A 14,858-nucleotide genomic window follows, 5' to 3' on the forward strand; every position below is an offset into this window, starting at 1 on the left:
TATCGTAAACTAAATCGATAGCAAAATAATAACGAAAGCATAGCCATAACCGGAAATTATATAAAATAACCAAATGTCTTAAGTTCAAGCTACAGACCAGTAGCTGTTTATGTTATCCTATCGCGAATTTTTATCTAATTGCCATTTTACACAATAACTGTGTCGGCGAAAACATAAGGAATATCATGTCAGAGAATACATTTGAAACTATTGAGCAACGTGTAAGTTACGGCGTAGGTCGTCAATTAGGTGATCAATTACGCAATAACCCTTTTAAAGAATTTGACGTATCTGCTGTACAAGCAGGTTTGGCTGATGCTATTGCTAATTCAGCAAGCCAAGTATCAGACGAAGATTTAAATGCCGCGTTTTCTGTTGTTTCTAAAAAAATGCAAGAGTTAGAACAAGCCGCAGCTAAAGAAATGTCAGCTGAAGGTGAAAAATTCTTAGCTGAAAATGCTAAGCGTGATGAAGTAACTGTTACTGAATCTGGCCTTCAATATGAAGTTTTAGCAACAGGTGATGGCGAGAAGCCAACAGCAGCAAGCACAGTTCGTACTCATTATCATGGTACTTTCATCAATGGCGACATTTTTGATAGTTCTGTAGATCGCGGTCAACCTGCTGAATTCCCAATTGGTGGTGTTATCCCAGGTTGGACTGAAGCATTACAGTTAATGACCGAAGGTTCTAAGTGGCGTTTATACGTTCCTTACCACTTGGCATACGGTGAGCAAGGCTCACAAGGTGCTATACCACCTTATTCAACGTTAGTATTTGAAGTTGAATTATTAGCAATTGTTAGCTAATTAGTTTTTAAAGCCCTCCGTTGAGGGCTTTTTTATGCCCGTATGTTGTGACGCCATAGATGGCAAAGAACGACGAATACGCTAAAATGATAAAATATAAACCCGTAGTGATTAACCATGACAAAGCAATCAAGTAGGGATGTATGTTAGAGCAAGCACTGATCAAATTATTTAAAGATTATATTACTGCCTTTGAACATTGTGATTTAAAGGCAGCCCGCGCTTGTTATCATTTACCTTGTACATTACATACCCCTGATAAAATTGCTTATTTAGTGAATAGTGAAAGTTTTAATCAAGAGTTTAAAGATATCTTTACGGTTTTAACGCATGCAAAAACCCAAAAGATAATACCAACTTCAGCAAGTTATAATTATGCAGATAATTCGTCTATCGATATATGTGTTGATTGGGCTTTTTTTGATGACAAAGATCAAGTTTTTGCTGATTTTACCGCATTTTTTCATGTCGTTAAGATAGATGAGCAGTTTAAAATAATGAGTGTGGTTTCACACGATTTATCCAATAGTATTGAATTAGCATTGCCATTAGCGTTAGTACGCTAAAGTGATCTAGTAGATAAAATAAATTTATAGAGATTAAAATGAAAGTAAAAGTAGCCATTTTAGGATGCAGCGGCCGTATGGGCCGTAACTTAATTCAAGCAGCCGTTGAGCATAAGTCTATTGAACTTGTCGGTGGCACGGTTCGAGCGTCTTCATCGTTTGTTAATTTTGACTTAGGCGAACTCGCTGGTATTGGCGCTATTGGCCAAAAAACAGCAACTAACTTAAACGACTTACTCGATGCTGATGTTTTTATTGATTTTACGGCTATTGAAACCACTTTAGATAATCTTAAATGGTGTCAACAACATCATAAAGCACTCGTTATTGGTACTACGGGCTTCAGTGACGAGCAAGTGAGTATTATTGAAAAAGCAGGCGAACTTATGCCGGTGATTTTAGCGCCAAATACCAGTGTCGGTGTTAATTTAATGTTTAAACTACTAGAAGTTACCGCAAAAGCAATTGGTGACTATACTGATATAGAAATATTTGAAGCACACCATAGATTTAAGAAAGATGCTCCATCGGGTACCGCAGTAAAAATGGGGCAGGTTATAGCAGACACTTTAGGTAGAGACTTAAATAAAGTGGCTGTTTATGGTCGTGAAGGTATCACAGGTGAACGTGATAAAGAGACCATAGGTTTTGCGACAGTTAGAGCTGGAGATATCGTTGGAGAACACACCGCTTTTTTTGCTGATATTGGTGAGCGGTTAGAAATCACCCATCGCGCAAGTTCAAGAATGACTTTCGCATTAGGTGCTATGAGAGCCGCATTCTGGTTAAGTGAAGCAGATAATGGCTTTTATGATATGCAAGATGTTTTAGGCTTGAAGTAATTTATTTTTAAAGAAAACAGTTACTTTTGGCTGTTTTAACCGAATATTCAATTAAACGCTTAGTTTTTACAATTATCGCTAGACGAATATGTGATACAAGCGTAAAATAAGTGGATTTTGTCAAAAATTTAGTAGTTCTGTTAGTAATAACGAAATTTTTGGCATTTTTTATGGGTGTTTCATTAGGAAACAGCCGACACGTAATTTGTACTTAATGATGTTTTTTAGTTGCATCGTTAAGCTTCTTTCTTCTTTACGGAGGTTAAATTGACTAAATCTGCCATTTTAGTGCTTGAAGACGGCACTGTATTTAAAGGCACCGCTATTGGTGCAGACGGAGCGGCTGTTGGTGAAGTAGTATTCAATACTTCAATGACCGGTTACCAAGAAATTCTTACCGACCCATCATATGCAGAGCAAATTATTACCCTAACTTACCCGCATATAGGTAATACAGGTACCAACAGTGAAGATGAAGAATCAAACACTATTTGGGCAAAAGGTTTAGTTATTCGTGACTTACCGCTATTAGCGAGTAATTTTCGAAATGAACAGAATTTAAGCGACTACCTAAAGGCACGTAATGTTTTAGGTATTGCTGATATTGATACGCGCAAACTAACACGTATTCTTCGCGAAAAAGGCGCTCAAAACGGTTGTATCATGACACTAGATACAATGTCTGAGGCTGCAGAAACAGACGCTTTAGCCCAAGCAAAAGCATTTCCAGGTCTTAAAGGCATGGATTTAGCCAAAGTTGTTTCAACCAAAGAACAATATCAATGGACAGAAGGCAGCTGGGAATTAGGAAAAGGTCATATTACCCCTGAAAACTCGAAGTTTCATGTGGTTGCTTACGATTTTGGTGCCAAACGCAATATTTTGCGCATGTTAGTAGACCGTGGTTGTAAGGTAACAGTAGTGCCAGCACAAACACCAGCCGCTGATGTTTTAGCAATGAGTCCAGATGGCATATTCTTATCAAATGGCCCAGGCGATCCAGAGCCTTGTGATTATGCGATTTCTGCTATTCAATCATTTTTAGAAACACAAACGCCAATCTTTGGTATTTGTTTAGGTCATCAACTTCTTGGCTTAGCCAGTGGCGCGGGTACCATTAAAATGAAATTTGGTCATCACGGTGGCAACCACCCCGTGAAAGACTTTGAACGTAATGTCGTGATGATAACTGCGCAGAACCATGGTTTTGCGATTGATGAAAATAAAATGCCCGCGAATTTGAAAGTAACGCATGTGTCGTTATTTGACCAATCAATTCAAGGTGTACATCGCACCGATAAGCCTGCATTTAGTTTTCAAGGTCATCCTGAAGCAAGTCCTGGTCCTGCAGATGCTGCACCATTATTTGATCATTTTATCGATTTAATGAACGAAGCCAAAGCTTAGCCCTTAAACAAGATATAGAGAGAACTGAAAAATGCCAAAACGTACCGATTTAAAAAGTATCTTGATCTTAGGCGCTGGCCCAATTGTTATTGGTCAAGCATGTGAATTCGATTATTCAGGCGCACAAGCCTGTAAAGCACTTCGTGAAGAAGGCTACCGAGTTATTTTAGTTAACTCAAACCCTGCAACTATCATGACAGACCCTGAAATGGCCGATGCAACTTACATTGAGCCTATTCACTGGGAGGTTGTACGTAAGATCATTGAAAAAGAACGTCCTTGTGCGGTTTTACCGACTATGGGTGGTCAAACAGCTTTAAACTGTGCTTTAGAACTTGAAGCAAAAGGCGTATTAAAAGAATTTAATGTTGAAATGATCGGTGCAACAGCTGATGCGATTGATAAAGCTGAAGATCGTTCTCGTTTCGATAAAGCCATGAAAGCAATCGGCTTAGATACGCCAAATGCTGAAATTGTTCATACGATTGAAGAAGCACACGCCGCTAGTAAAATTTTAGGCTTTCCTTGTATCATTCGACCTTCATTTACCATGGGAGGCACGGGTGGTGGTATCGCTTATAACCGCGAAGAGTTCCATGAGATTTGTACTCGAGGATTAGATCTCTCGCCAACTTCTGAATTATTGATTGATGAATCATTAATTGGTTGGAAAGAGTATGAGATGGAAGTGGTTCGCGACAAAAATGATAACTGTATTATTATTTGTTCGATTGAAAACTTTGACCCTATGGGTATTCATACCGGTGATTCTATTACGGTTGCTCCAGCACAGACGTTAACTGATAAAGAATACCAAATCATGCGTAATGCATCGATTGCGGTTTTACGTGAAATTGGCGTAGAAACAGGCGGGTCCAACGTACAGTTTGGTATTTGTCCTGAAACTGGCCGCATGGTTATCATCGAGATGAATCCACGTGTTTCACGTTCATCAGCACTTGCTTCAAAAGCAACAGGTTTCCCAATTGCTAAGATTGCTGCAAAATTAGCGGTTGGTTATACGCTTGACGAATTAACTAACGATATTACCGGCGGCGCAACTCCAGCGTCATTTGAACCGACTATCGATTATGTTGTTACTAAAATTCCACGTTTTAATTTTGAAAAATTTGCTGGCTGTGAAGACCGTTTAACCACGCAAATGAAATCAGTTGGCGAAGTGATGGCCATTGGCCGTAACCAACAAGAATCATTACAAAAAGCGTTACGTGGCTTAGAAGTTGGCGTAAATGGTTTTGATTCTATGGTTGATGTTACTCAGCCGGGTGCTAAAACTAAAATTATGCACGAACTTCAAGAAGCTGGCGCTGACCGTATTTGGTATATCGCTGATGCGTTTCGCTTAGGTTTATCAGTTGATGATATTTATCGTTTAACTATGGTCGACCGTTGGTTCCTTATTCAAATCGAAGATATCGTTTTAGAAGAGGCTAAAGTTGCTGCCGGCGGCTTAAAAATATTAACAGCCGATTATTTACGTAAACTTAAACGTAAAGGCTTTGCTGATTCTCGCCTTGCTGATTTAATTGGTATAGCCGAAGCTGAAGTGCGTAAAAAACGCCATAAAGCTAATATTTTTCCGGTATACAAACGTGTTGATACCTGTGCGGCTGAATTTAGTTCAGATACAGCTTACATGTATTCAACCTACGATGAAGAGTGTGAAGCAAACCCAACCGATAAAGAATCAATTATGATCTTAGGTGGCGGTCCAAACCGTATCGGTCAAGGTATTGAATTTGATTATTGTTGTGTACATGCGGCATTAGCGTTACGCGAAGACGGTTATGAAACTATCATGGTCAATTGTAACCCTGAAACTGTTTCAACCGATTACGACACATCAGACCGTTTATATTTTGAATCAATCACTTTTGAAGATGTGCTTGAAATTGTTCGTATTGAAAAACCTAAAGGCGTTATTGTGCAATACGGTGGTCAAACACCGCTAAAACTAGCGCGTGCTTTAGAAGCAGCCGGAGTGCCTATTATTGGTACCTCTCCTGATGCAATCGATAGAGCAGAAGATAGAGAGCGTTTTCAACAAGCCGTTGAACGCTTAGGTTTATTACAACCAGAAAATGCTACGGTGACGTCATTAGAAGAAGCAATGGCGAAAGCTGAAGGTATTGGCTTTCCATTAGTTGTTCGTCCATCTTATGTTTTAGGTGGCCGTGCGATGGAAATTGTTTATGACCTAGATGATTTACGTCGATACATGACTGAAGCTGTTAGTGTTTCAAATGATTCACCGGTCTTGCTTGACCATTTTCTTGATGATGCGATTGAAGTCGATATCGACGTTGTTTGTGATGGTACTGACGTTGTTGTTGGCGGTATTATGCAACACATTGAACAAGCGGGTGTTCATTCAGGTGACTCAGCATGTTCATTGCCAGCTTATAGCTTGAGCCAAGAAGTCCAAGATGTTATGCGCAAGCAGGTTACCGACTTAGCATTTGAGTTAGGCGTTATTGGCTTAATGAACACACAAATGGCGGTTAAAGATAACGAAGTTTACATTATTGAAGTAAACCCTCGTGCTGCACGTACCATACCGTTTGTTTCTAAAGCGACATCTGTGCCACTAGCTAAAATTGGCGCACGTGTCATGGCTGGCAAATCATTAAGAGAACAAGGGATAACGAAAGAAATTATACCTCCATACTTTTCAGTGAAAGAAGTGGTTATTCCGTTTAACAAGTTTCATGGTAGTGATCCTTTGGTTGGTCCTGAAATGCGCTCTACGGGTGAAGTGATGGGCGTTGGTAAGACATTTGAAGAAGCATACGCAAAAGCTTGTTTAGGTGCTGGTGTATCTGTGCCTAAATCAGGTCGTGCGTTAATCTCTGTTCGTAACAGTGATAAAGTACGTGTGGTTGATTTAGCGAAACAGTTGGTCGCTTTAGGTTATGACGTCGATGCTACTCATGGCACAGCGATTATCCTAGGTGAAGCTAATATTCCATGTCGCTTAGTTAATAAGGTACAAGAAGGCCGTCCTCATATTCTTGATAGAATCAAAAATGGTGAATATAGCTATATTATTAACACCACAGAAGGTCGTAAAGCGATTGAAGATTCTAAAGTCTTGCGCGGAGGAGCATTGCGCTATAAAGTGGCATACACGACTACTTTGAACGCAGCATTTGCAACATGCCAATCTCATGCAGCTGATGATAGAAATACGGTAACATCAATACAAGAATTGCATAAGCAATGTAATTAATATTGAAGTATGTAAGGCATTTATTTATTATGAGATAAATACTTTATAAAAAATTGTTATATAAGGGTGGTTATACTTTTTAAGTAAGCCACCTTTATCATTTAAAAAGAAGAGAGAAATGACAAAATATCCAATGACACTTCTTGGTGCTGAACAGCTGAAAGAAGAGCTTAGAGTTTTAAAAACAGAAAAACGCCCACGTATTGTTAAAGATATCGCTGTTGCACGTGAACATGGTGATTTAAAAGAAAATGCAGAATACCATGCGGCTAAAGAAGAGCAGGGCTTTTGTGAAGGCCGAATTCAAGATATTGAAGGTCGACTGTGTAATGCTCAAGTTATCGATATCACTAAGATACCCAATCATGGCAAAGTGCTTTTTGGTACAACAGTTACCTTATTAAACATTGAAACTGAAGTTGAAGTTACTTATAAAATTGTAGGCGATGATGAAGCCGACTTTAAAACCGGCCGTATTTCATTAAACTCACCAATTGCCCGTGGTTTAATTGGTAAAGAAGTTGATTCTGAAGTTGAAATCACCATACCTGGTGGCGTTGTTGAATATGAGATTGTTTCAGTCGAATATATTTAATACGTAACTAGATTAAACCCAGTGACAAGAGACCAAGCCCATTATGAAAATAATGGGCTTTTTTATGTTAAGCCCTGTTATTTCAGTACCTAAATCAAAAGATCTTAATGTCGTCATGCTGAATTTATTTCAGTATCTAAGCATCTAAGTGACCAGTTCCCAAGGTCGTCATGCTGAACTTGTTTCAGTATCTAAGTACCTCAGTAACCAGATCCTGAAACGAGTTTAGGATGACGGAGTTTTTGTTATCTACAAAAAAGCAGTACCACACTATTAAGGTTGTCATACTGAATTTATTTCAGCATCTAAGTGACCAGATCTTTAGGACGTCATACTGAATTTATTTCAGCATCTAAGTGACCAGATCTTAAGGTCGTCATGCTGAATTTATTTCAGTATCTAAGTGACCAGACCCTAAGGTCGTCATGCTGAATTTATTTCAGTATCTCAGTATCTTAGTAACTCGTGACCAGATCCTGAAACGAGTTCAGGATGAAGGAGTTTTTGTTATCTAGAAAAAAGCACTACTAGACTATTAAGGTCGTCATGCTGAATTTATTTCAGTATCTAGGTATCTAAGTGACCAGATCCCAAGGTCGTCATGCTGAATTTATTTCAGTATCTAAGTACCTCAGTGACTAGATCCTGAAACGAGTTCAGGATGAAGGAGTTTTTGTTATCTAGAAAAAAGCACTACTAGACTATTAAGGTCGTCATGCTGAATTTATTTCAGTATCTAAGTACCTCAGTGACTAGATCCTAAATCGAGTTCAGGATGACGGAGTTTTAGTTATCTACAAAAAAGTATGAATAATTACAATCGTATTAATGACAAAGAAAGATGATGTTTATAAAACGATTACTATTAATTGTTATCAACTTTTCGTAGTATTTAATCAATGAAGAATATAGATTTTATGAGCTGATTTATCGTGGAGATAATATGAAAAAAATAGCATTTGTTGGTTTAGGCGTTATGGGCTATCCAATGGCCGGACATTTACAAAAGGCAGGCTTTGACGTTTGCGTTTATAACCGTACGACTGCGAAAGCAGAACAATGGGTGAAAGAGTTTGGTGGCTGTTTAGCTCAAAGTCCAAGAGAAGCCGCCCAAGGTTGCGAAATTGTCTTTTCCTGTGTTGGTAATGACAATGATGTTAGGCAAGTTGTTTTGGGGGATGACGGTATATTCGCTGGCTTAGCTGTTGGCGCTATTTTGGTCGATCACACTACCGCTTCAGCAGAGCTGGCAAGAGATCTTGATGCTCTGGCAAAATTGGAAAACAAGCACTTTATCGATGCACCCGTATCCGGTGGTCAAGCAGGCGCAGAGAATGGTGTACTAACGGTTATGGCCGGTGGTGACTTGACTATTTTTGAACAAGTAAAACCTGTTATGGATGCTTATGCCCGTTTTAGTCAATTAATGGGGCAGGTAGGCTCGGGTCAGTTAGCTAAGATGGTTAATCAAATATGTTTTGTAAACACCGTACAAGGCTTAGCAGAGGGCCTTAACTTTGCTCAGAAGGCAGGTCTGGATACTGATAAGCTAATAGAGACTATTTCTAAAGGTGCAGCAGGTTCATGGCAAATGGATAATCGTGGTAAAACGATGTGTGCTAGAGAATTTGATTTTGGCTTTGCCGTCGATTGGGTGAGAAAAGACTTAGCTATGGCGTTCAGTGAAGCAGAAAAGATCGGCGCTGACTTAACCATTACTAAACAATTAGACGGTTATTATGAAGAGGTACAGAAAAAAGGCGGCAGCCGTTGGGATACATCTAGCTTGATCGCCCGTCTAGATGATTAACAAGTTAACTTGCTAGCTGTCTGACAATGAAGATAGCCAAAAACACTATTAGTCTATTTAACGTATTAAATTTAGTGTAAAAAAAAGCCTGCACGCATACAATTGCAGGCTTATCTTATGTGGCTCCTTAGCTCTTTCTTTAGCTATGGACTTGAACCAGGGACAAACGCTGACTTTATATAAGCACAGTCTGTTACTTTACCAACTGAGCTATTGAGCTTACTCAGATCATTAAATTTAGTGTAAAAAAAAGCCTGCAAATAATTGCAGGCTTATCTTATGTGGCTCCTCAACCTGGACTTGAACCAGGGACAAACGGATTAACAGTCCGTTGCTCTACCAACTGAGCTATTGAGGAATTGTTCTTTTCTAAAGCCACTTTAACATGCAAAGCCACTTATCTTAATTTGGCTCCTCAACCTGGACTTGAACCAGGGACAAACGGATTAACAGTCCGTTGCTCTACCAACTGAGCTATTGAGGAATTGTTTTTTTTGCCAAGGGTCTTGGCTAACGGGGCGAGATATTAAATGTCCGTGACGGAACTGTCAACACAAAATGTAGAAATAAATCATTATTTTGTTTGTTTGCTTGTTTTGTCGACACTCAGTCTGCTTTATCTTCAAGTTCAGTGCTTTTTTTACACTTGGGCTATATAAGTTACTATTACACAAAGTTATCCACTGAATCTGTGGATAACTTTGTGAGTTAAAGTGTAAAAAAGTATAACTTGGGTGAAGAATGCACGTTACAGCTAAATGGCTATATAAAAGTGATTTGTCTTTTCGTTTTAATAACAATGATTTAGCTTGTTTTGTTAACTACTTTACTATCTTAGTGTGATTTTTGTTCAATGTCAGTTTTTATACCCAATTGCAGTGAGTTATACAAAAGTAAAGATATTTCAACGTTATTATTTATTTCTTTTTAACATTAAATTTATATAAACAATTAAAATGAAGTTGAAATAAAATATATACATAGCGAGTCTTATCAGTATCTTTTACAATACTTTGCTATTTTCCTGCAAAGACAAGCAAAAGCTACCTTTAAATGACCGAAATAAATAAAAAGAAAAAAATCAATTTACTCGAAGACCCTGTTGCAGAAACCATTAAACGTATGACGATACCTATGATATACGGTATGGTTTTGTTAATGACTTTTAACTTGGTTGATACTTTTTTCGTTGGTTTACTCGGTACACAACCTCTCGCAGCAATCAGTTTTACCTTTCCTATTACCTTTACCGTGATTAGTTTAACCATAGGTTTGGGTATTGGCACGTCAGCCGTTATTGCCAAAGCCTTAGGTAAAGGTAATGATGACTCTGCAAAAAATTCGGGTACAGCAGCGATATATTTAGCGGCAATAATTGTCGGTATTATATCTTGTGTTGGTTATTATTTTATTGATGAAACCTTTTTATTACTGGGAGCGAGTGAAAGTTTATTACCGCTTATTCATCAATACATGGATATCTGGTTTATTGGCAGTATTTGTTTGATTGGACCTATGATAGGTAACGCTATTTTAAGAGCATCCGGTGATACCAAAACGCCAAGTATAATTATGGGTAGTGCCGGTTTAATTAATGCGATATTAGATCCTATTTTTATTTTTGGATTAGGTCCTATAACGGCCATGGGAATACAAGGTGCGGCTATTGCGACGCTAATCTCTTGGGTTTTTGGACTTTTACTGGTTTTATATATTGTTGGTATCAAGCGACAATTAATTCACACTACGCTGTTACCTTTGAAAACATTTATTGCGTCGAGTCGAGGTATTTTACATATCGGTTTACCCGCAGCGGGGGCTAATATGCTTACGCCAATAGCCGCTGCTATTTTAACCGCTATTGTAGCCAATTATGGTGAGTCGGCTGTTGCAGCCTTTGGTGTTGGCTCTCGTATTGAATCTATAGCTTGTTTAGTTGTGCTGGCTATGTCGATGACTTTACCTCCTTTTATTAGCCAAAATTTTGGTGCTGGTAATATGCACAGGGTTGAGAAAAGCTATAAAGCATCAATAAATTTTATCATGGTATTACAATTACTTATTTATTTACTATTGGTGTTAATTGCGCCATTTATCGCTGATGTTTTTTCTAAAGAACAAGCGGTAGCAGATATTATTGTACTTTTTATTTGGATACTTCCCATAGGTTATGGTTTTCAAGGCGTCATTATTTTAACTAATTCTTCTTTTAATGCACTTCATAAGCCTTTAGTCGCATTAGTGCTTAGCGCTATCCGACTTTTTGTTTGTTATGTGCCTTTAGCCTATTTAGGTAGTGTTTATTATGGTCTTGAAGGATTTTTTATTGGTGGAGTCTTTGGCAATTTTATTATGGCGATAATCTCATACCGTTTATTTGATAAACAATTTCCGCATGAACTTACCCAAGCAAAGGATGTTTCTTAATGAAATCAATGGATTTAAAGTCAGATTACACCCCTAATGGTGACCAACCAGCAGCGATTAAACAGTTAGTTGATGGTATTGGAGATGGCTTAGCGCATCAAACGCTATTAGGTGTTACTGGCTCAGGAAAAACCTTTACTATTGCGAATGTTGTTGCAACCTTAAATCGTCCAACAATGATGATTGCCCCCAATAAAACCCTTGCTGCACAACTTTATAGTGAGATGAAAGAGTTCTTTCCAAATAATGCGGTCGAATACTTTGTTTCTTATTATGATTATTATCAACCAGAAGCTTACGTGCCAACAACAGACACTTTTATAGAGAAGGACGCCTCTGTAAACGAACATATCGAACAAATGCGCTTGTCGGCTACCAAAGCTTTGTTAGAGCGTAGAGATGTTATCATTATCGCTTCAGTGTCTGCTATTTATGGTTTGGGTGATCCCGACTCGTATTTAAAGATGATGCTACACATTAGTGTTGGCGATATTATTAACCAGCGCGATATTTTACGACGCTTAGCTGAATTACAGTACAAGCGTAACGATGTCGCTTTTCAACGGGCAACTTATCGGGTGCGCGGTGATGTTATTGACATATTTCCTGCTGAATCAGATCGTTTGGCGTTACGTGTTGAATTGTTCGATGAAGAAATAGAACGCTTGTCGATGTTCGATCCGCTGACCGGACAAGTTGACCGCACGCTAGATCGAGTAACCGTATACCCTAAAACACATTACGCTACCCCAAGAGATAAAATTTTATCAGCGATAGATAAAATAAAAATCGAGTTAAAAGAACGAGCAACTTTCTTAAAGGATAATAATCGTTTAATTGAAGAGCAACGTATCGTGCAACGTACACAATTCGATATTGAAATGATGACAGAGCTGGGGTACTGCTCGGGTATTGAAAATTATTCTCGTTACTTATCAGGGCGTGGAGAAGGGGAAGCACCTCCGACTTTATTTGATTATTTACCTGACGATGGTTTATTAATTATTGATGAATCGCATGTCACCGTGCCGCAAATAGGTGCTATGTATAAAGGCGATCGATCTCGTAAAGAAAACTTAGTGAACTATGGCTTTCGTTTGCCATCTGCATTGGATAACCGTCCGATGAAGTTTGATGAATTTGAAGCGTTAGCGCCACAAACTATTTATGTTTCAGCGACACCGAGTAATTACGAGATTGAAAAGTCAGGCAATGAAATTGCTCAGCAATTAGTGCGTCCAACGGGCTTGCTTGATCCTATCATCGAAGTTCGTCCCGTCGAAACACAAGTTGATGACTTATTATCAGAAATTCGAAAACGTGTTGTGATACAAGAGCGTGTTTTAGCGACCACGCTAACCAAGCGAATGGCAGAAGATCTTACTGATTACTTAGATGAACATAATGTCAAAGCCCGTTATTTACATTCTGACATTGATACCGTAGAGCGTGTTGAAATTATTCGTGACTTTCGTCTAGGTAAGTTTGATGTGCTCGTTGGTATTAACTTGTTACGTGAAGGTTTAGATATGCCAGAAGTCTCCTTAGTGGCGATATTAGATGCAGATAAAGAGGGGTTTTTACGCTCAGAGCGTTCACTTATTCAAACGATTGGACGTGCTGCCCGTAATATTAATGGTCGGGCTATTTTATATGCAGCGAAGATCACCGGCTCTATGAAAAAAGCGATTGATGAAACTGAACGAAGACGTGAGATGCAACATCAATACAACCTTGATAATAATATTACGCCTCGGGGGGTTATTAGCAAAATTAGTGATGCACTTCATAATGGTACGGTATCTTCAAGTAACACCTTATTAAATGTAGCCGAGCAAGCTTCAGATTATAAAATACTCTCTATTAAAGATATTGATAAAAAAATTAAGCAGCTTGAAAGTGAAATGCTTAACCATGCTCAAAATCTAGAGTTTGAACAAGCTGCTAATTTACGTGATGAAGTGGCAAAATTAAGAGAACAGCAGTTATCTCGTTAAATAGATTTCTCATCACTTAAGCTCAAACATCATATATTGGCTGATGATGTTTGATACGGACTCACAATTACAATATGGCAAGCGGCTAATGTCATTGATTATTTTATCTTGAATATCTAAAGGAAACAGCATTAGCTGTTCAAGATAAAGATGTGCTTGAACTTCGTTATTATTATTAACGAATTCCACCAGTCGACTTGCATGATTCTTCCAAATAACACTCATATACATTACCTCAAAAACTAAATAACTTTATGCTCCTTTATTCATAAGCCATCTAGCGTTGATTAAGGGGAAGCTTGACTATCACACGATGATCTTACTCCATTAAGCTCAATTTAAGTTTAGAGTATCTCAGCGGAAGGGTTATATGTTTTAGGAATTAAAACCCTTTGTTTGCAACCTTTTTTTATAAGTAAGAGGTACTTTAGCGCTAACTATGTGATGTTTGATGATATTTAAAATTTTATAATCGCTGTAAACATCTCCATTAACGTCTATTTAAATCTCCCTCAGGTGTTTTCTCTCTCGATAAACGACCCTTTATCGCTTTATAAAGCGTGTTTTACTCTATCGTAGACAATAAAAAACCAGTCTAATGACTGGTTTTTTTAGTTTTACCTAGTGGTAAATATATACGCTATATAGGTCTATGGTTTAGTTGGACCTGCACCACTATGACTTACTGCGTTAGATACACTTGCCATTTTACCCGATGAAGCATGTTTCACACGATCTTCACTAGCAACGAAGTCCGTAGGAACTTCATTCATGGTGGTAATTGATTCTGTTTTGGTCATTGGCGCAGATGATTTACCTGGCTTACTACCTTTACTAGAAACTTTCCCTGCTTTTGAGCTAACTTTAGGGCTTGGTTTTCTTGAAATAACGCGCTTTGGCTTTTCAACTTCTTGCTCTGCAACTTGAGGTTCATCAAAAGGTAAATCTTGTTGAACTTCTGCTTTGCTTGTTTCAACAGTCGTTGTCTCAACCACTGTTGTCTCAACCGTCGTTGTTTCTACAACCGTTGTTTCAACTGCTGGCTTTTCATCTGCCGGTGTATCAACCGTAGTCGTTTCAACGATCGTTGTTTCAACTACTGGTGTTGTAACAACCGTGGTTTCAACAACAGGCGCTTCAACAACAGGCGCTTCA

General features: G+C 38.4%; 10 protein-coding genes, 2 tRNA genes and 1 pseudogene. 9 read left to right on the forward strand and 4 right to left on the reverse strand.

Annotation, left to right across the window (positions count from 1 at the left end):
- The first annotated feature begins 185 nt into the window (after window positions 1-185).
- The 7 genes from H4J66_RS14650 (at window position 186) to H4J66_RS14680 (ending at window position 9,279) form a co-directional block, all read left to right on the forward strand.
- Window positions 186-809, forward strand: a complete 624-nt coding sequence (locus tag H4J66_RS14650; RefSeq protein ID WP_070376483.1) for an FKBP-type peptidyl-prolyl cis-trans isomerase — start codon at window positions 186-188, stop codon at window positions 807-809.
- Between the two features lie 143 nt (window positions 810-952).
- A complete protein-coding gene (locus tag H4J66_RS14655) occupies window positions 953-1,375 on the forward strand; it encodes a hypothetical protein (RefSeq protein ID WP_182175754.1) in 423 nt (140 codons plus the stop codon).
- Between the two features lie 38 nt (window positions 1,376-1,413).
- Entirely contained in the window at window positions 1,414-2,217 is an 804-nt protein-coding gene (gene dapB / locus H4J66_RS14660; protein WP_182175755.1) for a 4-hydroxy-tetrahydrodipicolinate reductase, read from the forward strand.
- A 267-nt stretch (window positions 2,218-2,484) separates the two neighbouring features.
- Window positions 2,485-3,624 (forward strand): glutamine-hydrolyzing carbamoyl-phosphate synthase small subunit, encoded by a 1,140-nt coding sequence (carA, locus tag H4J66_RS14665; protein ID WP_182175756.1) that lies wholly within the window; start codon window positions 2,485-2,487, stop codon window positions 3,622-3,624.
- A gap of 31 nt (window positions 3,625-3,655) precedes the next feature.
- Window positions 3,656-6,874, forward strand: coding sequence for a carbamoyl-phosphate synthase large subunit (gene carB, locus H4J66_RS14670; RefSeq protein ID WP_146799304.1), 3,219 nt, complete (start codon window positions 3,656-3,658; stop codon window positions 6,872-6,874).
- Between the two features lie 118 nt (window positions 6,875-6,992).
- The gene (gene greA / locus H4J66_RS14675) at window positions 6,993-7,469 is read left to right on the forward strand and encodes a transcription elongation factor GreA (protein ID WP_070376488.1); all 477 of its coding nucleotides are present in this window, start codon (window positions 6,993-6,995) and stop codon (window positions 7,467-7,469) included.
- Window positions 7,470-8,412: 943 nt separating this feature from the next.
- Complete coding sequence (locus H4J66_RS14680) at window positions 8,413-9,279, forward strand: NAD(P)-dependent oxidoreductase (protein ID WP_182175757.1); 867 nt, start codon at window positions 8,413-8,415, stop codon at window positions 9,277-9,279.
- A gap of 282 nt (window positions 9,280-9,561) precedes the next feature.
- Here H4J66_RS14680 and H4J66_RS14685 read toward each other — a convergent pair.
- Window positions 9,562-9,637: transfer RNA gene (locus tag H4J66_RS14685), tRNA-Asn, on the reverse strand.
- Window positions 9,638-9,687: 50 nt separating this feature from the next.
- A tRNA-Asn gene (locus tag H4J66_RS14690) sits at window positions 9,688-9,763 on the reverse strand.
- Between the two features lie 569 nt (window positions 9,764-10,332).
- Between H4J66_RS14690 and H4J66_RS14695 the strand changes: the two genes are divergently transcribed.
- Window positions 10,333-11,706 (forward strand): MATE family efflux transporter, encoded by a 1,374-nt coding sequence (locus tag H4J66_RS14695; RefSeq protein WP_182175758.1) that lies wholly within the window; start codon window positions 10,333-10,335, stop codon window positions 11,704-11,706.
- Entirely contained in the window at window positions 11,706-13,703 is a 1,998-nt protein-coding gene (gene uvrB, locus H4J66_RS14700) for an excinuclease ABC subunit UvrB (RefSeq protein ID WP_182175759.1), read from the forward strand. Before H4J66_RS14695 ends, uvrB begins: the two co-directional genes overlap by 1 nt.
- 12 nt (window positions 13,704-13,715) lie before the next feature.
- Here uvrB and H4J66_RS14705 read toward each other — a convergent pair whose 3' ends face one another.
- Window positions 13,716-13,928, reverse strand: a complete 213-nt coding sequence (locus H4J66_RS14705; protein ID WP_182175760.1) for a hypothetical protein — start codon at window positions 13,926-13,928, stop codon at window positions 13,716-13,718.
- A 425-nt stretch (window positions 13,929-14,353) separates the two neighbouring features.
- Window positions 14,354-14,858 (reverse strand): annotated as a pseudogene (locus tag H4J66_RS14710) (hypothetical protein); the annotation flags it as partial.

This window comes from Colwellia sp. MB3u-55, from assembly GCF_014076785.1.
Taxonomy (GTDB): Bacteria; Pseudomonadota; Gammaproteobacteria; order Enterobacterales; family Alteromonadaceae; genus Colwellia_A.